We start from the raw sequence: 22,525 nt of genomic DNA, 5'->3' as shown, positions 1-22,525 counted from the left end.
CCCTATTCCGCCGCCAGCGCTGGATCGCCCGTGTAGGATTCCACATGCTCGGCCATGCGCTTCATGAAAAGCGTGATGGCGGATGCGACCTGATCGAAATCCGGGCGCTTCTCCAGCGTCACCTCGTCGACGTAGAGCGAGCGGTTGACCTCGATCTGCAGGGCATGGAGCCCGCGGGAGGGACGGCCGTAATGCTCGGTGATAAAGCCACCGGCATAGGGCTTGTTGCGCACGGCATTGAAGCCGAGTTCTTCGAGGATCTGCATGGCGGCGCGCGAAAGTTCCGCCGATGCGCTGGTGCCGTAGCGGTCGCCGAGAATGAAATCCGGCCGCGCATTGCTGCCGGCGATGCGGATATTGCCCGGCATGGAATGGCAATCGACCAACACGCCGAAGCCGAACTTGACATGCGTGCGCGCGATCAGTCGCCGAAGGGTGGAATGATAAGGCTTGTAGATGGTGTCGATGCGCTTCAGCGCATCCTCGACCGGCACCCGCCGGGCATAAATTTCCATATTTTCCGCGACGATTCGCGGGATCGTGCCGAGACCGCCGGCAACCCGCAGCGAATTGATGTTGGCATAGGATGGCAATGCGCCGTCGAACATGCGCGGATCGAGCTCGTAGGGCTCGCGATTGACATCGATATAGGCGCGCGGAAAATTGGCGAACAGCAGCGGTGCGCCGAGAGAGCTCGCCGCCGAAAAAAGCTCGTCGACGTAGTGATCCTCCGAGCGGCGGATGGCGATGCCCTGCAGGCGGGATTGAGCGATGAAATCGGGGGGGTAGATGCGGCCGCTATGTGGCGAGCTATAGACAAACGGTATCGTCTGGGAGACGGGCTCCAATACTTCGTAAATCTCGAAACTGCGCATTTCTGCGGACATCAACGTCTTTACCATGTCAACAACTTGTCGCAGTAATCATGTTGCCAGTTGCATGCCTGCAAGTCCATAGTAACTTGAGCAAAATGGCCTTAATCCAAAGCGCCGTAACCGAAATCTCCGAATGCCCGACCAGCGGAAACGCAAAGTGTTTTCGTGGGATGCACTCGCGCCTCGAATAAACAGGGAATGCCGCATCCGGCCGGTATTCACGGCTTGTTTACGGCAGAGCGCTAACCTAAACGCTGGACGAGTCCAACAAGACAAGATTGATTAGCGAAGAGATGATGACCCAAAAGATACTTCTTGCCGAAGACGATAACGACATGCGTCGCTTCCTTGTGAAGGCGCTCGAAAAAGCCGGCTACAAGGTCTTGTCCTTTGACAATGGAGCAAGCGCATACGACCGGCTGCGCGAAGAGCCGTTTTCGCTGCTTTTGACCGATATCGTCATGCCGGAAATGGACGGCATCGAGCTGGCCCGCCGCGCCACCGAGCTCGATCCCGACCTGAAGGTGATGTTCATCACCGGCTTTGCCGCCGTGGCGCTGAACCCTGATTCGAAGGCTCCGAAGGATGCGAAGGTGCTTTCCAAGCCTTTCCACCTCCGCGAACTGGTCGACGAAGTCAACAAACTCCTTGCCGCCTAAGGCTTCCGGCGGTCGCGTCACAAAACCGAAAAAAAGCCTATTGACGGCAACCAAGGTTTTGTGATCTATGCGCCGCCATCGGATGGGCGTGTAGCTCAGCGGGAGAGCACTACGTTGACATCGTAGGGGTCACAAGTTCGATCCTTGTCACGCCCACCATCCTAATTCGCTGAAAAGCAAGGCCTTTCGAGCAATCGAAAGGCCTTTTTAGTTTCGCTTTGTCGAGCTGCGCTCATCTGGTCGCGGCGCCTGCTTGCCCCAAGCAATGTTCCGCGAGCCGAATTGACCTGTCGGCCGTCAGCGATCCAGAAAATTCCGGAATACCGCCGTCGTCGGATAGGCATAGGCGCCGCGATCCACGAAGCTGTGGCGATAGAGGCAATCTCTCAGCGCCAGCCAGTAGAGGGTGCTGTTCGGGTCCGGCGACCCGCGGTGCCAGGAATAGGCCTCGGGCTCGCAATAGTTGAGAGCCTTGTTGTATTTTGCCAGCAGCACCGGATCACTGTCGACTCGGACGCCGTGATATGTCTGATAATTAGAAGGCGCCTCGCCCGCGGAGACGCATGCCAGGCTCAAAATCGCCCCCAGCGCTAACATCATTCTCATGTGCTTTAATCTCCTGCTTTTCGCGTCTCGAATATTCGAGCGCAAGCCCGAGAATAATCACCTTTTTACAGATAGCCAATCACATGCTGCTGTCCGTCATGGTTGCGGTCGCCCGGGATCCGTCGGGGCGATTTCCCGCCATAAGCCGCTTGACTTCCGGCCGCGCCGTCATCCTACTGTCACACTAACGCATCGATCATACGGGAGGATGAGATGACGGTGGTGAAGCGGCAGTTCTATAAGAACCACAAGCCTAATGGCGACGAATATATGTTCCACCTTGCCCGCGACTCCGAAAGCGGCGAAGTCTTCGTGATCCGCCAGGCCGACTACACCGTCGATGGTGGCAGCGAGAAAGCCATGAGCCTCTACGAGTTCCTGGCCGGCGGCGGTAATCGGCAGAAAGCCCTGCTGCAGTTGATCGGCTCACTCGTGCCGGAATGACGGCAAGCGCGCCTGCGCATCGCGGCTTCGGGTTGACTGCCACATTTTGATCGGCAAACCTATAGGGGCTTAAAAGGAGCCCCTTATGCGATTCGCATGCATTGCTTTTGGATTGACGGCGCTGGCCGCTACGTCGGCTGCGGCCGTGGAAAATTTTCCGGCTCAGGGCGTCACCGCGGTCAGCGGAAAATGTTCCAAGCTCGTGGTTGGCAAGCTCGACGTCAGCAAAGGCTGTAAAACCGAGGTCGCCAGCGTGACGGGGCCGGACGGCATAGTGACCTTCATTTTCACATCCGGCGGCAAGATGCTCGGCTTCCAGGGCAACGGCGGCGGCATCAAGCCCGGCAGTCAGAAGGGCACGGCGCAGTTGCCGATCGAGGTCATCTCCACCGGCGCCGGCAACAAGATGTCAGGCCAGGTCGAAGCCAAGGGCACCTGCACCTTCGGCAATCCCTATTCGGGCAAGCCGGTCACCATCGAATGCTCGGCAAAATCGACTGAAATGAGCTTCAACGGCAGCTTTACCTCCGACGGCAAGACGCCACGCCACAAATAAACTGTCGGCGGCGGCCTATTAGTGCGAACCGCCTTTTCGCTTGTTGCCGTGATTGGCATCGGCTGGCGCTTCGCGCGAGAGATCGGCGCCGTTGACATGGGCGGGAACATGCACGTCCTCTTGCGTCACGGGGTGCAGCGTCAGATCGACCTGGTGCGGCGGCAATACCTGCGCCTGACGCAGCGTATTCGACCGCGCCTTCTTCTGCCGTTCCGTCAGTTCCGGCTTCGGCTCCCGTGCATTTCGTTGGATGGGATTGGGACTCATGGACGTTTCTCCTGTCGGTCGCTGTTATCCAGACACTAGAAGCCGTCTGGCAGATGGGACAAACATGCCCGAAGGTCAAACGCCGCCTTTCCCGTTTGGTTCCCCGAATTCTCAATTAGTGGGAGCAATGGTCTCGACCGCGATTTCAACCCTTGACGTGCGTCGCGACTTCACTAACTATGGGTTATCTCCGCGCCTTCTGACATCGGCGACGGATTGAACTTTGGTGCCGGGCCCCTCTGGCGAGAGTTTTTACGGCGCTCTCGCGATGTCGGTACCGCCTGCAGATGAGCCGGCGGATTTCTTCTTATGAACAGCTTGACCATGCGTTATCCGCATGCCGTCTCCGGCATGTGGCTGCGCGCTCGATCCGAATATCGTCATTTCGTCTGCCGCGAGGTGCGCCCATGACGCCGCCCGCAGCCTCCAAATCCGTGCTCGGCTATTTCGGCTGGGCTTTCGCCGTCACCTTGGGCGGCCTTGCTCTCGGCGGCCTGCTGGGCTGGAACGCCACCGGGACGTTCGGCGGCCTTGCCACGGCCTTCTTCATCTGCGCGGTGCTGGCCGTATTGGAGATCTCGCTCTCCTTCGACAATGCCATCGTCAACGCCAACAAGCTGAAGGAAATGACCCCGGTCTGGCAGCATCGCTTCCTGACCTGGGGTATCATTATTGCCGTCTTCGGCATGCGCATCGTCTTTCCGCTGGCAATCGTCGCCATTGCGGCCCACATCAACCCGTGGGAAGCGCTGAAACTTGCGGCCGCCGAACCGGAACAATATGCGCGGATCATGCAGGATGCGCATCTCGCCATCGCCGCCTTCGGCGGCACCTTCCTGATGATGGTTGGCCTCACCTACTTCTTCAACCATGAAAAGGACGTGCATTGGATCAGCTTCCTGGAGAAGCGGATGGCGCATTTCGCTACTATCAAGGGCGTCGAAATCGCCTTCGTGCTGATCCTTGTTCTCATCTTCAGCTCCCTGCTCGACGGCAATGAGTCGACGACATTCCTTCATGCCTCGATCTACGGTCTCCTGACCTTCCTGCTGGTCGAGGTTCTCGCCGGATTTCTCGATGCCTCCCAAAAAACGATGAGCGCAGCCGCAAAGGGCGGTTTCGGTGCTTTTCTTTATCTGGAAATCCTCGACGCGAGTTTCTCCTTCGACGGAGTGATCGGAGCCTTCGCACTCACCCAGAACCTGTTCATCATCGCCATCGGTCTCGGCATCGGCGCGATGTATGTTCGCTCCATGACGATCATGCTGGTGGAGAAGGGCACGCTCGCCCATTATCGCTACCTCGAGCATGGCGCCTTCTATGCCATCCTGATCCTGTCGGTGATCATGTACATGCAGACGCTGATGCATATCCCCGAAGTCATCACCGGCCTTGGTGGTGCTGCCTTGATCGGTGTCTCTCTCTGGTCGTCGATCCGCTACAACAAGCACAACGGCGTTGCGCATGATGAACGGAGCCACAGGGCGAAGGCGTAGCGCGCAAGCGACGGCCGCCGCCGCATCTCGATCCGGTTGGCGGCCATATTTCGCAACGTCGAAGCCCTTTCGAGGGCTTTCGTCTCGATATCCGGGACCATGGTCCTGCGTGCGTTCATCAGAATTTCCACACGAAGATCGCCGAATGTTTGCGATCACAGCAGATAGGCCTAGCGTTTTCTGCAAAAATATCGCAATGGCGATAGAAGTTGTCCAAGAAGCGTGAGCGAGGAACGCAAAAGTTGCGATCTTTCGCGATAAGCTCCCGAATGAAGTGTCTAGGAGAGGCAGAGCATGGCAGCCAAAATCGTTCCGGTGATCATGGCAGGTGGCAAGGGCACGCGTCTATGGCCGCTCTCGCGCGCCTCCGCCCCGAAGCAATTCATCCAGTTCATCGGCGACAGAACGCTGTTTCAGAATACGCTGGAACGCGTTTCGGATCCGGAACTCTACGAGGCGCCGATCGTCCTCACCAACGAGGAGTTCCGCTTCCTCGTCGCCGAGCAGGCACGCGAACTGGACCTTAAGCTGGCCGCCGTGCTGTTGGAGCCGGTCGCCCGCAATACGGCTGCCGCCGTCGCCGCCGCCGCCGCACTCATCACCGATCTTTTCGGCAAGGACGCGATCATGCACGTCCTCGGCTCCGACTATGAGATCCACGCCAACGCGACCTACTACGACTGCGTGCGTCTGGCTCGCGATACGGCACTCCAAGGCAAGCTCGTCACCTTCGGCATCACACCGACCGAGCCCGCGACCGGTTACGGCTACATCGAAAGCGGCAAGGCGCTGCCGACCGGTGCCCATGCCGTCAAGCGCTTCGTCGAGAAGCCGGCGCTGGAAAAAGCCCAGGAGATGGTTGCAAACGGCAGCTTCTACTGGAACTCGGGCATGTTCATGTTCTCGGCTGCCCAGCTTCTTGCCGAGATGAAGGAATATGCACCCGATGTCGAAAAGGCCGCCAGCAAGGCCGTTTCCAAATCGACACGCGATCTCGATTTCACCCGCCTGGATGCAGATCATTTCTCCAAGAGCCCCGATATCTCCATCGACTATGCGCTGATGGAAAAGACGGCCAATGCAGCCGTCGTACCCTCGCCCTTCACCTGGTCCGATCTCGGCAGCTGGGATGCAGTCTGGAAGGTCGGCAATCGCGATGAAAGCGGCAACGTCTCTGCCGGTTCCACGACGCTGGTCAACACCAAGAACTCACTCGTGATGTCGCACAGCCTCCATATAGCCGTGCAGGGCCTTGAGGACGTCGCCGTTATCGCCAGCGAAGACGCCGTCTATGTCGGCCATCTCAAGGATAGCCAGGAAGTCGGCAAGCTCGTGAAGCTCTTGGCGAGCGAGAAGAAGACCGCCAAGCTCACCGAGACGCATCCGACATCCTATCGCCCCTGGGGCGGCTATACCTCGGTGCTGAACGGCGAGCGCTTCCAGGTCAAGCGCATCTTCGTGCTGCCGGGCAAGAAGCTGTCGTTGCAGAAGCATCACCATCGCTCCGAGCACTGGATCGTCGTCAAGGGCACGGCGGAAGTGACTGTTGGCGAGAACGTGCAGATGCTGCGCGAAAACGAATCGATCTATATCCCGCTTGGCGAAGTGCACCGTCTCTCCAACCCCGGCAAGATCCTGCTCGAACTGATCGAAGTGCAGACGGGCTCCTATCTCGGCGAAGACGATATCATCCGCCTGGTCGACGAATTCGGCAGAAGCTGAATTCCCGCAGTAAAACAAAGATTTCGAAACGGCGGGCGCAAACCCGCCGTTTTTATTTTGGTATTGTGCGACAAGACTTTGGCTGTCCACCGAGATGTCTTGCATTCTCTCGCTGCATTGCACACACTGCCTTTGGGAACAGCAACCACCGCACAACGATGCGGGCAAGGCAAAGAGACATATGGCGATCAAGGCAAGCATCTATCATCTCACCCATTACAAATACGACAATCCGATCCGCCTCGGCCCTCAGATCATTCGCCTGAAACCTGCATCTCATTCCAAGACCCGCGTTCTCAGCCACTCGCTGAAGGTCACGCCGTCAAATCATTTCGTGAACCTGCAACAGGATCCCTACGGCAATTACCTCGCCCGTTTCGTCTTTCCCGATCCGGTGACCGAGCTGAAGATCGAGGTCGATCTCGTTGCCGATATGACCGTTTACAATCCCTTCGACTTCTTCGTCGAAGAGGAGGCCACCAAATGGCCCTTCGCCTATCCCGAGACGATCCGCGAGGATCTGTCGATCTATATGACGCCGGAAGAAACCGGCCCCCGCCTGCAGGCCTTCCTCGACACGCTCGACCGCTCCGAACAGCCGACCGTCGACATGATCGTCGGCATCAATGCAAGACTGCAAAGAGAAATCGGCTACGTCATCCGCATGGAAGCAGGCGTCCAGACGCCGGAGGAGACCCTGGAAACGGCGAGAGGGTCCTGTCGCGACTCGAGCTGGCTGTTCGTTCAGGTTCTCCGCCATCTCGGCCTCGCCGCCCGCTTCGTTTCCGGCTACCTCATACAGCTCAAGCCGGACCTTAAAGCGCTCGACGGCCCCTCCGGCACCGAAGTCGATTTCACCGATCTGCATGCCTGGACGGAAGTCTATCTTCCCGGCGCCGGCTGGGTCGGCCTAGACCCGACCTCGGGGCTGCTCACCGGCGAGAGCCATATTCCGCTCGCCGCCACGCCGCATTACCGCAATGCCGCTCCGATCTCCGGCGGCTATTTCGGCGAAGCCAACACCGAATTCGATTTCGACATGAAGGTCGTGCGCGTCGCCGAGCATCCGCGCATCACCAAACCATTCTCCGACGAAAGCTGGGATGCGCTGAATGCGCTCGGCAATCAGGTCGATCGCATTCTCAAGGAAGACGACGTGCGCCTGACCATGGGCGGCGAGCCGACTTTCGTCTCGATCGACGATTTCCAATCGGAGGAATGGAACACAGCCGCCGTCGGCCCGACCAAGCGCGACAGGGCGGATCAGCTGATCCGCCGCCTGCGCGATCGCTTCGCGCCCGGTGGCTTCCTGCATTACGGCCAGGGCAAATGGTATCCGGGCGAAAGCCTGCCGCGTTGGACCTTCTCGCTCTACTGGCGCAAGGACGGCAAGCCCGTCTGGCAAAACCCGGCCTTGATCGCGCAAGAGACCGCCAAGACCGGCGCAACTGCGGACGATGCTGGGAAGCTTCTGAGCGCAATTGCCAAGGAGTTGGCGATCGACCCCGACATGGTGCTGCCGGCCTATGAAGACCCGGCCGAATGGATCATCAAGGAAGGCAGCCTGCCGGAAAACGTCGACCCGTCCAATTCGAAACTGAAGGACCCGGAGGAGCGCAGCCGCATCGCCCGCGTCTTCGAGCGCGGCCTGACGACGGCGACCGGCTATGTTCTTCCCGTGCAGGCCTGGAATGCACGGGCCTCGGGCACGCGTTGGGTCAGCGAGAAATGGCGTACGCGCCGCGGCAAGATCTACCTGGTGCCGGGCGACTCGCCGATCGGCTACCGCCTGCCGCTCGGCACCCTGCCCTATGTGCCGCCATCGCGTTATCCCTATATCCATACCGTCGACCCCTCCATTCCGCGCACGCCCTTGCCCGACGTCATCGTGCCGGCGGGCCGCGCCATGCCGGAAGCCTCGTTCCAGGCCGACGAAAGCGGGCAATCGCGCGTCGAACAGACGCTCGGCGATATCCGAGGTGCTGTACGCACGGCCATCTCGGTCGAGCCGCGCGACGGCCGGCTGTGTGTCTTCATGCCGCCGACCGAGGGGATAGAGCAGTATCTCGAACTTTTGGCCGCCGCCGAGAATGCGGCTGCTGAGCTCGGGCTGCCGGTGCATATCGAAGGCTATCCGCCGCCGCAGGACGAGCGCATCAACGTCATCCGCGTCGCACCCGATCCCGGCGTGATCGAGGTCAACGTCCATCCCGCATCGAGCTGGCAGGAATGCGTCGACATCACGACGGCGGTTTACGAAGAGGCCTGGCAGACGCGTCTCGGCACCGACAAGTTCCTGATCGACGGCCGCCACACCGGCACCGGCGGCGGTAACCATGTCGTGGTCGGCGGTGCCAATCCGAACGACAGCCCGTTCCTGCGCCGTCCTGACCTGCTGAAGAGCCTGGTGCTGCACTGGCAGCGACACCCCTCGCTCTCCTACCTCTTTTCCGGCCTGTTCATCGGCCCGACCAGCCAGGCCCCGCGCATCGACGAAGCGCGCCACGACAGCCTCTACGAGCTGGAAATCGCGATAGCCCAGGTGCCGGCGCCCGGTCATGGCATTCCGCCCCTGCCCTGGCTTGTCGACCGCCTGTTTCGCAATCTTCTGACCGATTCCAGCGGCAACACCCATCGCTCGGAAATCTGCATCGACAAGCTGTTTTCGCCGGATGGCCCAACGGGGCGCCTCGGTCTGGTCGAGTTCCGCGGCTTCGAAATGCCGCCCAATGCCCGCATGAGCCTTGCCCAGCAATTGCTGGTGCGCGCCCTCATCGCCCGCTTCTGGCGCAATCCGATCGACGGCAAGTTCGTGCGCTGGGGCACGACGCTGCACGATCGTTTCATGCTGCCGCACTATGTCTGGCAGGATTTCCTCGATGTGCTCGCCGATCTCCGTGAAAACGGCTTCGATCTGCGTTCCGAATGGTTCCAGGCGCAGCTGGAATTCCGCTTTCCCTTCTGCGGCGAGGTCGAATACGAAGGCAACAAGCTGGAACTGCGCCAGGCGCTGGAGCCTTGGCATGTGCTGGGCGAGGAGGGCGCGATTGGAGGTACAGTCCGATACGTCGACTCGTCGGTGGAGCGCTTGCAGGTACGGCTCGAAACCAGCAACCCCACGCGCTACACAGTGTCCTGCAACGGGCGCCCGATGCCGTTGACGTCGACAGGCGCCTCGGGCGTTTCTGTCGCCGGCGTCCGCTATAAGGCATGGCATCCGGCTTCGGGCCTGCATCCGGTTTTGCCCACCGATACGCCACTGACCTTCGACATTTATGATACATGGTCACGCCGTTCGATCGGCGGCTGCATCTATCATGTTGCCCATCCGGGTGGCCGGAACTATGACGTTTTTCCCGTCAACGGCAACGAGGCCGAAGCGCGACGCCTTGCGCGATTCGAACCTTGGGGGCATACGGCTGGCGGCTACGGCCTGCGGCCGGAGGCGGTATCGGCGGAATTCCCGCTGACGCTCGACCTCAGACGGCCGGCGGGAATTTGAAGCGGAAATATGCATGGCTAGAAAACCGGCAGCGGAACGGCGCAACGAGGTAAAGGCTGGCATCGGCAACGATCCGGCCTTTGCCTATAGCGCGCTGCCCGGCGTTGCCGACGAGATGGTCGACAATACCGGCGCCGTGCGGCCGGTCTGGCGGAACCTGCTGTCAGCGCTGAGCCGCATGTCGGAACAGGAGCTGATGGAGCGTTTCGCTCGCGCCGATCGCTACCTGCGCGATGCCGGCGTTTTCTATCGCGCCTATGGAGCGACAGGCGTCAGCGAGCGCGAATGGCCTATTTCCCATATCCCGGTGCTGATCGACGAGCGCGAATGGCAGACGCTCTCCGAGGGCCTGCGCCAGCGCGCCGACCTGCTTGAAGAGGTCATTGCCGACATCTACGGCGACAACCGATTGGTAAACGAAGGTCTGTTGCCGCCGGCCCTGATCGCCGGCAATCCGGAATTCCTGCGGCCGCTGGTCGGCGTCACGCCTGCGAACGGTCACTATCTGCACTTCCTGGCCTTCGAGATCGGCCGCGGTCCTGACGGCAACTGGTGGGTGCTGGCCGATCGAACCCAAGCGCCGTCCGGCGCCGGCTTTGCGCTCGAAACCCGCGTTGCCACGACCCGCGCCTTCTCGGACATCTATGCCGAAACCAGGGTGCACCGCCTCGCCTCCTTCTTCGGCGCCTTTCGCGATGCCTTGCTTGGCGACAAGCACGGCACTGAAGGACGCGTCGCCGTTCTGACGCCGGGCCCGGCCAACGAAACCTATTACGAACACGCCTATATCGCCCGCTATCTCGGCTTCATGCTGCTCGAGGGCGAGGACATCACCGTCGTCAACGACCAGCTGATGGTGCGCACCGTGGCCGGGCTGCGGCCGATCAGCGTGCTCTGGCGTCGCCTCGACGCCTCCTACGCCGATCCGCTGGAGCTCAATCAGCACTCCCATATCGGCACGCCGGGCTTGGTGGAGGCGCTGCGGGCGCAGACCGTCTCAATCGTCAATGCCCTCGGCTCCGGCATTCTCGAAACCCGCGCCCTGCTTGCCTTCATGCCCACCATCTGTCGGCATCTGCGCGGCGAAGAGCTGAAACTACCGTCGATCGCCACCTGGTGGTGCGGCCAGAAGAGCGAGCGCCAGCATGTCGCGACCAATATCGAGAAGATGGTGATCGGCCCGGCCTATTCCCGCATGCCCTTCTTCGACGACAGCGGCCAATCGGTGCTGGGCTCGACGCTGCGCAGCACCGCCCGCGACTCGATCGCCGACTGGCTGGCGACCGACGGTCATAAGCTGGTCGGCCAGGAAGTCGTCACCCTTTCGACGACGCCGGCCTGGGTCAACGGCAAGCTGATACCACGGCCGATGAGCTTGCGCGTCTTCGCCGCCCGCACGGACAACGGCTGGCAGATCATGCCGGGCGGCTTTGCCCGCATCGGCAGTGGTGATGATGTCGCCGCCATTGCCATGCAGGCGGGCGGCTCGGCCGCCGACGTCTGGATCGTCTCCGACAAGCCTGTGGAAGCCCACACGCTGCTGCCGGCGGAAGAGACCTTCACCCGCAACATGCCGGGCAGCCTGCCAAGCCGCGCAGCCGACAATCTTTTCTGGCTCGGCCGCTATATCGAGCGGGCCGAGGGGGCCTTGCGCATCCTGCGCGCCTGGCATGGGCGCTTCGCCGAAGCCGCCGATCCCAACCAGCCGCTGCTCGCCGACGTCACCGCCTATCTGGCCGCCATCGACATAGACACCGAGAAAGCCGTACCGGAAAGCCTGCTGCGCAACATCGACAGCGCCGTCTACTCGGCCAGCAACATTCGCGACCGCTTTTCCCCGGACGGCTGGCTGGCGCTGACCGATCTTGCCAAGACCGCCCGCCGTTTCAAGGAGAGGGTGAAGCACGGCGACGACGCCAGCCACGCCATGACGATCCTCTTGCGCAAGCTTGCGGGTTTTGCCGGCCTCGTGCACGAGAACATGTATCGCTTCACCGGCTGGCGCTTCCTGTCGCTCGGCCGCTATATCGAGCGCGGGCTGCACATGACGCGGCTTCTCGGCCATATGTCCGGTCCCGAGGCGCCCGATGGCGCGCTCGACATGCTGCTCGAAATCGGCGACAGCGTCATGACCCACCGCCGCCGCTACAACGTCAACACGGCGCGCCTGACGGTGACCGACCTTCTGGCGCTCGATCCGCTCAACCCACGCTCGATCCTCTTCCAGATGAACGAGATCCACCGCGAAGTGGAGCAATTGCCGAACGCCTTCGTCAACGGTCAGATGTCGCCCTTCTATCGCGAAGCCATGCGGCTGCATTCGGGCCTTGCGGTCATGACGCCGGAAACGATGACCGGCGAGGTCTATCAGCGGCTGGAACGCGAGCTGGAACGCCTCTCGGACCTGCTGGCCCGAACTTATCTCGGATGATGTGATGCTATACGACCTGTCGCTGCACATGGGCTATATCTACGACGCGCCGGCCAGCGGCGCGCGTCACATCGTGCGTTTGCTGCCGCTGTCGCTGACCAACCGTCAGCGGCTGATCGCCGGCTCGCTGAAGGTTACGCCGCATCCGGACGAGCAATCGAATTTCACCGATTTCTTCCAGCATTCGGCAACATCGATCCTGGTGCGCGATCCGCACGAGAAGCTTGATATCCGCATGCAGGCGCGCGTCCAGGTGGAGAGCCAGCCCGTCGCGGCCGACTTCTCGCCCTTGCTCGCCAAACTGCCCGATGAGGTCAGCGACTGCTGGTCGGTCGACCCCTCCTCGCCGCACCATTTCCTCGCCAGCAGCCCCCGCCTGCCCGAAACAGGCGAAATCGCCAGCTACAGCAGGCAATGGAAGACGACGAACCTGACAACCATGCAGATCGCCCATGCGATCTGCTCCCAGATCCACAAGGATTTCGTCTACGATGCGAAGGCGACCACCGTCGATACCACGCCCAAGGAGGCCTTCCGCCTGAAACGCGGCGTCTGCCAGGATTTCTCGCATGTGATGATCATCGCGCTGCGCAGCCTGGGCATCCCGGCCGGCTACGTCAGCGGCTTCCTGCGCACCATCCCGCCGCCGGGCAAGGAGCGGCTGGAGGGAGCAGACGCCATGCATGCCTGGGTGCGCGTCTGGTGCGGAGAAACCGCGGGCTGGATCGAGCTCGATCCGACGAACAATATTCCCGCCGGAACCGATCATATCGTCGTCGCCTATGGCCGCGATTATTCCGATGTCGCGCCGGTCATCGGCGTGCTCAAGGGCTATGGCAGCCAGAAAACCGTCCAGGCCGTGGATGTCGTTCCGGTAAAACAGTAATAAACCAAGCCAAAATGAGACCGATCCGGCAGTTTGTTAAATTTCGAACTGCCGCTTAAACGGTCGCCTAATATTTGTGACCGATAGTCCCGCCCATTCTTAAGGCCTTTAACTCTCTCCAACAGGCGGACATGATGATCTCCGGTTCGGATAAACTTCGCACCTTAAAACAACTTCTACGTGATAAGGCGGGAAATTTCGGCATCCTTACAGCGATTGCGGTGCCGGTGTTGGCCGCAGCCGCCGGCATGGCAATCGACATAACAAACATGTCGCTGTCGCACAGCGAGCTCCAAGAGGCTACGGATTCTGCGGCGCTTGCTACCGCAACAGCGCTCGCTAATGGCACCGCCACGACGACGACCGCAAAGGATCTCGCCAGCAACTTCATCGTCGGCCAGATGTCGAACTATCTCGCCGGAGAAACGGACACAACCAACTCACTCAAGGCGGGCATCAACACCCAGATAACGAAAACCACCGATTCCTTAGGGAACGCCGGTTACTCGGTCGTTGTGAGTGCCTCGTATCCAATGCTCGTGAATGGCCTAACGCGCTTGCTAGGCCAGAGTTCAATGAACATTGCCGCATCGAGCACATCAACAAGTGGGGCGTCCCCCGATGTACAAAAGAATGCATTATCCATGTATTTTGTCCTAGACCGCTCCGGTTCGATGGACGAAGCCACGAATACGGTCAACGCAGAGCAACCAACAACAACATACACCTACTCCTGCACGACGACCAATTCGCATGGCAAGAAAGTTACGAGCACCTGCACCGGCACTCAAGCGAACTACTACACCAAAATGCAATCGCTAAAGATTGCGACATCCGATCTAGCTGCACAATTGAACAGCGCCGATCCGAATATGATGTACGTCCGCACAGGCGCAGACTCTTATAACTCCGTCGCCCAAACTCCGACGTCTCTAGCATGGGGCACGACTGAAGTTACGACATATGTCAACAACTTGACTTCAAGCGGTACGACGAACTCAGCGCCTGCGTTTACCGCGGCGGTAGATGCACTTACCAAGCCATCCACCTCGCCCGGACTGACGAACGAGCAGCTGTTACACAAGAATAAGAGCGGCGTGATCAATCCAACAATGTACATCGTCTTTATGACGGACGGGGACAATAACCAGCCAAACGCCGATGCGAATACCAAGATTCAATGTGATAAGGCTCGCAGCAATAGTATTCACGTCTATACGATTGCCTTCATGGCGCCCGCAAATGGTCAGGCATTGCTGAAATACTGCGCTACGACAACCTCGGACTACTTCACGCCACAGAGTGCTGCTGATCTGCTCGCCGCCTTTAAGACCATCGGCGCTCAGGCATCGAAGCAAATCACCCTCCTGACCAAATAACCGCTTTCGCCAAGCACCGGCAGCCTGGACAGATCACGAAAAACAAAAGCCGCTCCAGATTGCTCTGGAGCGGCTTTTTCTTGTCGATCAATCTGTCGATAAGAGCCGGAAAAACAATCGAAATCAAGTCCTTTCACCGCCTCGGAAGCGTTGGCTCGCTATTTTCGCATCCGCGTCATTCACCTGTTGCAACTGCTTTACATCGGTGCGTAAAGTGATAGTGAAACGGAAAGGCAATTTGCTTTATTCAGACATAACACTCTGAATATAAAACACAAATGGCGAGAGTTGATAGTATGAATAACTTGACGAAGGCCGATCTCCCCGTTCCAGCGCCCCGCAGTTCCCGCCCTGAAATCCTCGCGGAAGAAATCATCGAACGCCTGACCTACCGCATCGGCAAGGATGCGAAAGTGGCCAAGCCGCACGATTGGCTGACCGCGACGATCCTCGTCATTCGCGACCGCGTTATCGACAGATGGATGGAATCGACCCGCAAGGTCTATGAGACCGGCGCCAAGCGCGTGTACTATCTATCTCTCGAATTCCTGATCGGCCGCCTGATGCGCGATGCCGTCTCCAATCTCGGCCTGATGGAGGAAATCACCAACGCGCTGGCTTCACTCGGCGTCGATGTCCGCGTCATCGCCGGCCTTGAGCCGGACGCCGCACTCGGCAATGGCGGCCTTGGCCGTCTGGCCGCCTGTTTCATGGAATCCATGGCGACCGTCGAAGTGCCGGCCTATGGCTATGGCATTCGTTACGTGCACGGCCTGTTCCGTCAGCAGATGGCCGACGGCTGGCAGGTGGAATTGCCGGAAACATGGCTCGCCCACGGCAATCCCTGGGAATTCGAACGCCAGGAAAGCTCCTATGAAATCGGCTTCGGCGGCGGTGTCGAAACAGTCAGCGGCCATGACGATCAGCCTCGCTATGTGTGGAAGCCGGCCGAACGCGTGATTGCTGCTGCATTCGATACGCCCGTCGTCGGCTGGCGTGCTAAGCGCGTCAACACGTTGCGTCTCTGGTCGGCTCAACCGATCGATCCGATCCTGCTCGACGCCTTCAATGCCGGCGACCACATCGGCGCGCTCCGGGAGAGCAACAAGGCCGAGAGTCTGACGCGTGTTCTCTATCCGGCCGATGGGACGCCCGCCGGCCAGGAGTTGCGCCTGCGCCAGGAGTTTTTCTTCTCGTCGGCCTCGCTGCAGGACATTATTCGCCGCCATCTGCAGCAATATGACGATCTGACCAATCTGGCCGACAAGGTCGCGATCCAGCTGAACGATACGCATCCGGCCGTCTCCGTCGCCGAAATGATGCGCCTGCTGGTCGATATTCATGGCTTCGAATTCGACAAGGCCTGGGATATCACCCGCAATACCTTCGGCTACACCAATCACACGCTTCTGCCGGAAGCGCTGGAAAGCTGGCCCGTGCCGCTGTTCGAACGGCTCCTGCCGCGCCACATGCAGATCATCTACGCCATCAACGCCAAGATCCTCGTCGAAGCCCGCAAGGCCCGCAATTTCAGCGACTCGGAAATCCGCTCGATTTCATTGATTGACGAGAACGGTGACCGGCGTCTGCGCATGGGCAATCTCGCCTTTGTCGGTTCGCATTCGATCAACGGCGTTTCCGCACTGCACACCGACCTCATGAAGGTCACCGTCTTCGCCGACCTGCACAAGCTCTATCCGGACCGCATCAACAACAAGACGAACGGCATCACGCCGCGCCGCTGGCTGATGCAGTGCAATCCCGGCCTGACCGGCCTCATTCGCGAGGCCATCGGCGATGAATTCCTCGACGATGCCGAGAAGCTGAAGCCGCTGGACAAGTTCGCCCGGGACAGCGCCTTCCAGGAGAAATTCGCCGCCGTCAAGCGCGCCAACAAGGTGCAGCTTTCCAATCTCGTGGCCAGCCGGATGGGCATCAAGCTCGATCCGAATGCAATGTTCGACATTCAGATCAAGCGCATCCACGAATACAAGCGCCAGCTTCTGAACATTATCGAAACCGTAGCGCTCTACGATCAGATCCGTTCGCATCCCGAGCTGGATTGGCAGCCGCGCGTCAAGCTCTTCGCCGGCAAGGCGGCGCCGAGCTACCACAATGCAAAGCTCATCATCAAGCTGATCAACGACGTCGCCCGCGTCATCAACAATGACCCGTCGGTGCGCGGCCTGCTGAAGGTCGTCTTCGTGCCGAATTACAATGTCTCGCTGGCCGAAGTCATGGTTCCGGCCGCCGATCTCTCCGAGCAGATTTCGACCGCGGGCATGGAAGCCTCCGGCACCGGCAACATGAAGTTCGGCCTCAACGGCGCGCTGACGATTGGCACGCTGGACGGCGCCAATGTCGAAATGCGTGACAATGTCGGCGAGGACAACATCGTCATCTTCGGCCTCAAGGCGGACGAAGTCGCCAGCCTGCGTAGCGACGGCCATGACCCCCGCGCCGTCATCGAACGCTCGCGCGAGCTGTCGCAAGCGCTTGCGGCCATCGCGTCGGGCGTCTTCTCTCCCGACGACCGCAATCGCTATACCGCCCTGATTGAGGGCATCTACAGCCATGACTGGTTCATGGTCGCCGCCGATTTCGACGCCTATGCCTCCGCTCAGCGCGAAGTCGATATACTCTGGGCCGATCCGTCCGAGTGGTATGCCAAGACGATCAACAACACCGCTCGCATGGGCTGGTTCTCCTCCGACCGGACGATCCGTCAATATGCCAAGGAAATTTGGAGAGCCGGATGAAAAAGCCGAAAAGACCCGCTGACGGCACAAGCTTGAGGGACATTTCGGCAGACGAAATTGCTGCAATTCTCGCAGGCACGCATTCGGACCCGTTCGCCGTTCTCGGCGTGCATCGGACGGATGATGGGTTTGTGGCCCGCTGCTTCATTCTTGGCGCCGAGGCCGTGACCGCCATGGCACTGGACGGTTCCGTCATCGGCGAGCTGGATTGCCTTGATCCGGCGGGCTTCTTTTCCGGCGATGTGAAACTTACCAAGCAGCAACCGGTGCGCTATCGCGCCCGGCGCGGCGATGCCGAATGGGCGGTGACCGACCCCTACAGCTTCGGCCCGGTTCTCGGACCGATGGATGACTATTTCGCTCGCCAGGGCACACATTTGCGGCTGTTCGACAAGATGGGCGCCCATCCCATGAAGCATGAGGGCGTCCAGGGCTTTCATTTCGCCGTCTGGGCGCCGAACGCCCAGCGCGTTTCTGTCGTCGGCGACTTCAATAATTGGGATGGCCGTCGGCACGTCATGCGCTACCGATCGGATTCCGGCATCTGGGAGATCTTTGCGCCGGATGTGCCGGCCGGCGTAGCCTACAAGTTCGAAATCCGCGGCAAGGACGGCGTTGTGCTGCCGCTGAAGGCCGATCCCTTTGCCCGCCGGAGCGAATTGCGCCCGAAGACCGCTTCCGTCACGGCCAACGAATTGACCCAGGTCTGGGAGGATGCGGCCCATCGCGAGCATTGGGCGAGCGTCGACCAGCGCCGTCAGCCCATCAGCATCTATGAGGTCCATGCAAGCTCCTGGCAGCGCCGCGACGACGGTTCCATGCTGTCCTGGGACGAGCTCGCCTCGCGCTTGATACCCTATTGCGTCGATATGGGCTTCACCCATATCGAGTTCCTGCCGATCACCGAGCATCCCTACGATCCGTCCTGGGGCTATCAGACCACCGGCCTCTATGCACCAACGGCCCGTTTCGGCGAGCCGGAAGGTTTTGCCCGCTTCGTCAACGGCTGCCACAAGGTCGGCATCGGCGTCATCCTCGATTGGGTGCCGGCGCATTTCCCGACCGACGAGCATGGCCTTCGCTGGTTCGACGGCACGGCGCTCTATGAGCATGAAGACCCGCGCAAGGGTTTTCATCCCGATTGGAATACGGCGATCTACAATTTCGGCCGTACCGAAGTTCTCTCCTATCTCGAGAACAATGCGCTCTTCTGGGCGGAAAAGTACCACCTGGACGGTTTGCGCGTCGATGCCGTTGCCTCCATGCTCTACCTGGATTATTCGCGCAAGCACGGCGAATGGATCCCGAACGAATATGGCGGCAACGAGAACCTCGAGGCGGTCCGTTTTCTCCAGTCGATGAATGCGAGGGTCTACGGCGCGCATCCGGGCGTCATGACCATTGCCGAGGAATCCACCTCCTGGCCGAAAGTGTCGCAGCCGGTCCACGAAGGCGGCCTCGGCTTCGGCTTCAAGTGGAACATGGGCTTCATGCACGACACGCTGAGCTATCTCTCCCGCGAGGCCGTGCACCGCAAGTACCACCACAATGAGCTGACCTTCGGCCTGATCTATGCCTTCTCGGAAAACTTCGTCCTGCCGCTCTCCCATGACGAAGTGGTGCACGGCAAGGGATCGCTGATTGCCAAGATGGCCGGCGACGACTGGCAGAAATTCGCCAACCTGCGTGCCTTCTATGCCTTCATGTGGGGCTATCCCGGCAAGAAGCTGCTGTTCATGGGTCAGGAATTCGCACAGTGGAGCGAATGGAGCGAAGAGCGGGCGCTGGATTGGAACCTGCTGCAATATCGCATGCATGAAGGCATGCGGCGCCTCGTGCGCGATCTCAACTTCACCTATCGCAGCAAACCGGCGTTGCATGCCCGCGACTGCGAGGGCGATGGCTTCGAATGGCTAATCGTCGATGATTTCGAGAATTCGGTCTTCGCCTGGCTGCGCAAGGCACCCGGTGAAAAACCGGTTGCGGTCATCACCAATTTTACGCCAGTTTACCGCGAGAATTATACGTTGCGCTTGCCGGCGGAGGGGCGGTGGCGTGAAATACTGAACACCGATGCCGACATTTATGGCGGCAGCGGCAAGGGGAACGGCGGGCGTGTCCAGGCCGTCAACGCGGGCGGAGGCGTACAGGCGACGATAACGCTGCCTCCGTTGGCGACCATCATGCTCGAACCGGAATTTTGAGATCATTACCGACAGGGAGGAATAAAATGGTAGAAAAACGTTTCCAGCCGCTGGCACGCGACGCCATGGCCTACGTTCTTGCCGGGGGTCGAGGCAGCCGATTAAAGGAACTCACCGACCGCCGCGCGAAGCCGGCCGTCTACTTCGGCGGCAAGACCCGAATCATCGATTTCGCCCTGTCCAACGCACTCAACTCTGGTATCCGCCGCATCGGTGTCGCCACCCAGTACAAGGCGCACTCGCTGATCCGCCATATGCAGCGCGGCTGGAACTTCTTCCGGCCCGAGCGAAACGAAAGTTTCGATATCCTGCCGGCCTCGCAGCGCGTGTCGGAAACGCAGTGGTATGAAGGCACGGCCGACGCGGTCTACCAGAACATCGACATCATCGAGCCTTATGGCCCGGAATACATGGTCATCCTCGCCGGCGACCACATCTACAAGATGGACTATGAATGGATGCTGCAGCAGCACGTCGATTCTGGCGCTGATGTCACCATCGGCTGCCTCGAAGTGCCCCGCATGGAAGCCGTCGGCTTCGGCGTCATGCACGTCGACGAAAAAGACCAGATTATCGACTTTGTCGAGAAGCCCGCTGATCCGCCCGGCATCCCCGGCAATCCGGATTTCGCGCTGGCCTCGATGGGCATCTACGTCTTCCACACGAAGTTCCTGATCGAATGCCTGAAACGTGATGCCGCCGACCCCAACTCCAGCCGCGACTTCGGCAAGGACATCATTCCCTACATCGTCAAGAACGGCAAAGCCGTCGCGCACCGCTTCGCGCAATCCTGCGTCCGCTCTGATTTCGAGCGCGAGGCCTATTGGCGCGACGTCGGCACGATCGACGCCTACTGGCAGGCCAATATCGACCTGACCGCCGTGGTGCCGGAACTCGACATCTATGACAAGTCCTGGCCGATCTGGACCTACGCGGAAATCAGCCCGCCGGCCAAATTCGTCCATGACGACGAGGACCGCCGCGGTTCGGCTGTTTCCTCCGTTGTCGCCGGCGACTGCATCATTTCAGGCGCGAGCCTCTACAACAGCCTGCTGTTCACCGGCGTGCGCGCCAACTCCTACTCCAAGCTGGAGGGAGCCGTGGTGCTGCCGAGCGTCAAGGTCGGCCGCCGAGCGCAGCTCAAGAATGTCGTCATCGACCATGGCGTCACCATTCCGGAGGGCCTGATCGTCGGCGAGGATCCGGAACTGGACGCCAAGCGCTGGCGCCGCACGGAAAGTGGTATCTGCCTGATCACCCAGACGATGATCGACAAGCTGGATATCTGAGGCATGAAGGTCCTTTCGGTTGCATCCGAGGTTTTCCCCCTGATCAAGACGGGGGGCCTGGCCGATGTGGCCGGCGCCCTGCCCATTGCACTGAGACCCTATGGTGTCGAAACCAAGACCCTCATCCCGGGCTATCCCGCGGTGATGAAAGCCATTCGCAACCCAGTGGTTCGCCTTGAATTCACCGATCTGCTCGGCGAACAGGCGACCGTACTGGAAGTCGAGCATGGCGGCATTTCCTTCCTCGTGCTCGATGCGCCGGCCTATTACAGCCGCACCGGCGGACCCTATGTCGATGCCACGGGAAGGGATTACCCCGACAACTGGCGGCGTTTCGCCGCCTTGTCGCTGGCCGGCGCAGAAATCGCTGCCGGCCGATTGCCCGGCTGGCAGCCGGATCTGGTGCATGCCCATGACTGGCAATCCGCCCTCGTGCCGGTCTACATGCGCTACTATCCGACGCCGGAACTGCCGAGTGTGCTCACGATCCACAACATTGCCTTTCAGGGTCAATTCGGCCCCAGCATCTTCCCCGGCCTGCGCTTGCCGGCGCACGCCTTTTCCATGGAAGGCGTCGAATATTACGGCGATGTCGGCTTCCTAAAGGGCGGCCTGCAGACGGCCCATGCGCTGACCACCGTCAGCCCGTCTTATGCCGAGGAAATCCTGACGCCGGAATTCGGCATGGGTCTTGAGGGCGTCATCGCCAGCAGGGCGAACAGCCTCCACGGCATCGTCAACGGCATCGACGACGACATCTGGAACCCTGCGACCGACGCGATGATCGCGCAGACCTATAGCGCCGCGACACTCAAGGACCGCGCTGTCAACCGCGAGCGCGTCATCGAATACTTCGGGCTCGACCACGATGATGGGCCGATCTTCTGCGTCGTCAGCCGCCTCACCTGGCAGAAAGGCATGGATCTTCTGGCCGGCGTCGCCAGCGAGATCGTTCACATGGGCGGCAAGCTCGCCATCCTGGGCGCCGGTGATGCAGCGCTGGAAGGCGCGTTGTTCGCCGCAGCCGGCCGCCATCGCGGCCGCGTCGGGGTGTCGGCCGGCTATAACGAGCCGATGTCGCATATCATGCAGGGCGGTTGCGACGCGATTATCATCCCCTCGCGTTTCGAACCCTGTGGCCTCACGCAGCTTTATGGCTTACGCTATGGCTGTCTGCCGATTGTCGCGCGTACGGGCGGGCTCAACGATACCATTATCGACGCCAACCACGCCGCGCTGCAGGCCAAAGTCGCGACCGGCATTCAGTTTTCGCCCGTCACTGCCGGAGGGCTGCTGCAAGCCATGCGCCGTGCCATGCACCTTTTCCAGGATCGAAAGGTCTGGACGCAGATGCAAAAGCAGGGCATGAAATCCGACGTATCCTGGGGCAGAAGCGCAGAACGCTACGCCGCTCTCTACTCCAGTCTTGTCTCGAGAGGCGCTTAACCCG

At 60.2% G+C, this 22,525-nt stretch carries 16 protein-coding genes and 1 tRNA gene; 14 read left to right on the top strand and 3 right to left on the bottom strand.

The annotated features are described in order from the left end of the window. Positions 1-2 precede the first annotated feature (2 nt). Positions 3-887, bottom strand: coding sequence for an N-formylglutamate amidohydrolase (locus FHT28_RS00925; protein WP_037196586.1), 885 nt, complete (start codon positions 885-887; stop codon positions 3-5). A 284-nt stretch (positions 888-1,171) separates the two neighbouring features. Here FHT28_RS00925 and cpdR1 point away from each other — a divergent pair, with 284 nt between their 5' ends. Next, positions 1,172-1,534 carry a response regulator CpdR1 gene (gene cpdR1 / locus FHT28_RS00920; RefSeq protein ID WP_004117561.1) on the top strand — a complete coding sequence of 121 codons (363 nt, stop codon included), beginning with the start codon at positions 1,172-1,174 and terminating at the stop codon, positions 1,532-1,534. A gap of 84 nt (positions 1,535-1,618) precedes the next feature. Continuing rightward, positions 1,619-1,693 (top strand) — tRNA-Val (locus FHT28_RS00915). Between the two features lie 138 nt (positions 1,694-1,831). Here FHT28_RS00915 and FHT28_RS00910 read toward each other — a convergent pair. Next, positions 1,832-2,140 carry a hypothetical protein gene (locus tag FHT28_RS00910; RefSeq protein ID WP_037196369.1) on the bottom strand — a complete coding sequence of 103 codons (309 nt, stop codon included), beginning with the start codon at positions 2,138-2,140 and terminating at the stop codon, positions 1,832-1,834. Between the two features lie 213 nt (positions 2,141-2,353). Here FHT28_RS00910 and FHT28_RS00905 point away from each other — a divergent pair, with 213 nt between their 5' ends. Continuing rightward, on the top strand, positions 2,354-2,584 hold the full coding sequence (locus FHT28_RS00905) for a hypothetical protein (RefSeq protein WP_037196367.1): 231 nt from the start codon (positions 2,354-2,356) through the stop codon (positions 2,582-2,584). An 85-nt stretch (positions 2,585-2,669) separates the two neighbouring features. Next, positions 2,670-3,140 carry a hypothetical protein gene (locus tag FHT28_RS00900; protein ID WP_037196365.1) on the top strand — a complete coding sequence of 157 codons (471 nt, stop codon included), beginning with the start codon at positions 2,670-2,672 and terminating at the stop codon, positions 3,138-3,140. Positions 3,141-3,158: 18 nt separating this feature from the next. Here the strand turns inward: FHT28_RS00900 and FHT28_RS00895 are convergent, their stop codons facing one another. Next, entirely contained in the window at positions 3,159-3,407 is a 249-nt protein-coding gene (locus FHT28_RS00895) for a hypothetical protein (RefSeq protein WP_037196364.1), read from the bottom strand. A 407-nt stretch (positions 3,408-3,814) separates the two neighbouring features. Between FHT28_RS00895 and FHT28_RS00890 the strand changes: the two genes are divergently transcribed. From FHT28_RS00890 to glgA, 10 genes are all read left to right on the top strand, one after another. Next, the gene (locus FHT28_RS00890) at positions 3,815-4,903 is read left to right on the top strand and encodes a DUF475 domain-containing protein (RefSeq protein ID WP_047555319.1); all 1,089 of its coding nucleotides are present in this window, start codon (positions 3,815-3,817) and stop codon (positions 4,901-4,903) included. A gap of 294 nt (positions 4,904-5,197) precedes the next feature. Continuing rightward, the gene (locus FHT28_RS00885) at positions 5,198-6,625 is read left to right on the top strand and encodes a mannose-1-phosphate guanylyltransferase/mannose-6-phosphate isomerase (protein WP_037196362.1); all 1,428 of its coding nucleotides are present in this window, start codon (positions 5,198-5,200) and stop codon (positions 6,623-6,625) included. A gap of 181 nt (positions 6,626-6,806) precedes the next feature. Then, positions 6,807-10,127 carry a transglutaminase family protein gene (locus FHT28_RS00880; protein ID WP_047555318.1) on the top strand — a complete coding sequence of 1,107 codons (3,321 nt, stop codon included), beginning with the start codon at positions 6,807-6,809 and terminating at the stop codon, positions 10,125-10,127. A gap of 13 nt (positions 10,128-10,140) precedes the next feature. After that, a complete protein-coding gene (locus tag FHT28_RS00875; RefSeq protein WP_168595353.1) occupies positions 10,141-12,558 on the top strand; it encodes a circularly permuted type 2 ATP-grasp protein in 2,418 nt (805 codons plus the stop codon). 4 nt (positions 12,559-12,562) lie between these two features. After that, positions 12,563-13,444, top strand: a complete 882-nt coding sequence (locus FHT28_RS00870) for a transglutaminase family protein (RefSeq protein ID WP_037196359.1) — start codon at positions 12,563-12,565, stop codon at positions 13,442-13,444. Between the two features lie 134 nt (positions 13,445-13,578). Then, positions 13,579-14,823 (top strand): pilus assembly protein, encoded by a 1,245-nt coding sequence (locus tag FHT28_RS00865; RefSeq protein WP_168595352.1) that lies wholly within the window; start codon positions 13,579-13,581, stop codon positions 14,821-14,823. 296 nt (positions 14,824-15,119) lie between these two features. Further along, complete coding sequence (locus tag FHT28_RS00860; RefSeq protein WP_037196357.1) at positions 15,120-17,582, top strand: glycogen/starch/alpha-glucan phosphorylase; 2,463 nt, start codon at positions 15,120-15,122, stop codon at positions 17,580-17,582. Next, on the top strand, positions 17,579-19,786 hold the full coding sequence (gene glgB, locus FHT28_RS00855) for a 1,4-alpha-glucan branching protein GlgB (RefSeq protein WP_037196355.1): 2,208 nt from the start codon (positions 17,579-17,581) through the stop codon (positions 19,784-19,786). The genes FHT28_RS00860 and glgB overlap by 4 nt, the downstream gene beginning before the upstream one ends. A gap of 26 nt (positions 19,787-19,812) precedes the next feature. Further along, positions 19,813-21,075, top strand: coding sequence for a glucose-1-phosphate adenylyltransferase (glgC, locus tag FHT28_RS00850; protein ID WP_034503413.1), 1,263 nt, complete (start codon positions 19,813-19,815; stop codon positions 21,073-21,075). A gap of 3 nt (positions 21,076-21,078) precedes the next feature. Beyond that, positions 21,079-22,521, top strand: coding sequence for a glycogen synthase GlgA (gene glgA / locus FHT28_RS00845; RefSeq protein WP_168595351.1), 1,443 nt, complete (start codon positions 21,079-21,081; stop codon positions 22,519-22,521). Positions 22,522-22,525: the final 4 nt, after the last annotated feature.

Source organism: Rhizobium sp. SG570, assembly GCF_012275345.1.
Taxonomy (GTDB): Bacteria; Pseudomonadota; Alphaproteobacteria; order Rhizobiales; family Rhizobiaceae; genus Rhizobium; species Rhizobium lusitanum.
Note: the sequence above shows the minus strand (reverse complement) of the source record. Positions and strands in the feature narration are given on the sequence as shown.

Bases quoted from the DNA above. Each gene is read 5' to 3' on its own strand.
- FHT28_RS00925 (WP_037196586.1), bottom strand. From the start codon at position 887: ATGTCCGCAGAAATGCGCAGTTTCGAGATTTACGAAGTATTGGAGCCC.
- cpdR1 (WP_004117561.1), top strand. From the start codon at position 1,172: ATGACCCAAAAGATACTTCTTGCCGAAGACGATAACGACATGCGTCGC.
- FHT28_RS00910 (WP_037196369.1), bottom strand. From the start codon at position 2,140: ATGAGAATGATGTTAGCGCTGGGGGCGATTTTGAGCCTGGCATGCGTC.
- FHT28_RS00905 (WP_037196367.1), top strand. From the start codon at position 2,354: ATGACGGTGGTGAAGCGGCAGTTCTATAAGAACCACAAGCCTAATGGC.
- FHT28_RS00900 (WP_037196365.1), top strand. From the start codon at position 2,670: ATGCGATTCGCATGCATTGCTTTTGGATTGACGGCGCTGGCCGCTACG.
- FHT28_RS00895 (WP_037196364.1), bottom strand. From the start codon at position 3,407: ATGAGTCCCAATCCCATCCAACGAAATGCACGGGAGCCGAAGCCGGAA.
- FHT28_RS00890 (WP_047555319.1), top strand. From the start codon at position 3,815: ATGACGCCGCCCGCAGCCTCCAAATCCGTGCTCGGCTATTTCGGCTGG.
- FHT28_RS00885 (WP_037196362.1), top strand. From the start codon at position 5,198: ATGGCAGCCAAAATCGTTCCGGTGATCATGGCAGGTGGCAAGGGCACG.
- FHT28_RS00880 (WP_047555318.1), top strand. From the start codon at position 6,807: ATGGCGATCAAGGCAAGCATCTATCATCTCACCCATTACAAATACGAC.
- FHT28_RS00875 (WP_168595353.1), top strand. From the start codon at position 10,141: ATGGCTAGAAAACCGGCAGCGGAACGGCGCAACGAGGTAAAGGCTGGC.
- FHT28_RS00870 (WP_037196359.1), top strand. From the start codon at position 12,563: ATGCTATACGACCTGTCGCTGCACATGGGCTATATCTACGACGCGCCG.
- FHT28_RS00865 (WP_168595352.1), top strand. From the start codon at position 13,579: ATGATCTCCGGTTCGGATAAACTTCGCACCTTAAAACAACTTCTACGT.
- FHT28_RS00860 (WP_037196357.1), top strand. From the start codon at position 15,120: ATGAATAACTTGACGAAGGCCGATCTCCCCGTTCCAGCGCCCCGCAGT.
- glgB (WP_037196355.1), top strand. From the start codon at position 17,579: ATGAAAAAGCCGAAAAGACCCGCTGACGGCACAAGCTTGAGGGACATT.
- glgC (WP_034503413.1), top strand. From the start codon at position 19,813: ATGGTAGAAAAACGTTTCCAGCCGCTGGCACGCGACGCCATGGCCTAC.
- glgA (WP_168595351.1), top strand. From the start codon at position 21,079: ATGAAGGTCCTTTCGGTTGCATCCGAGGTTTTCCCCCTGATCAAGACG.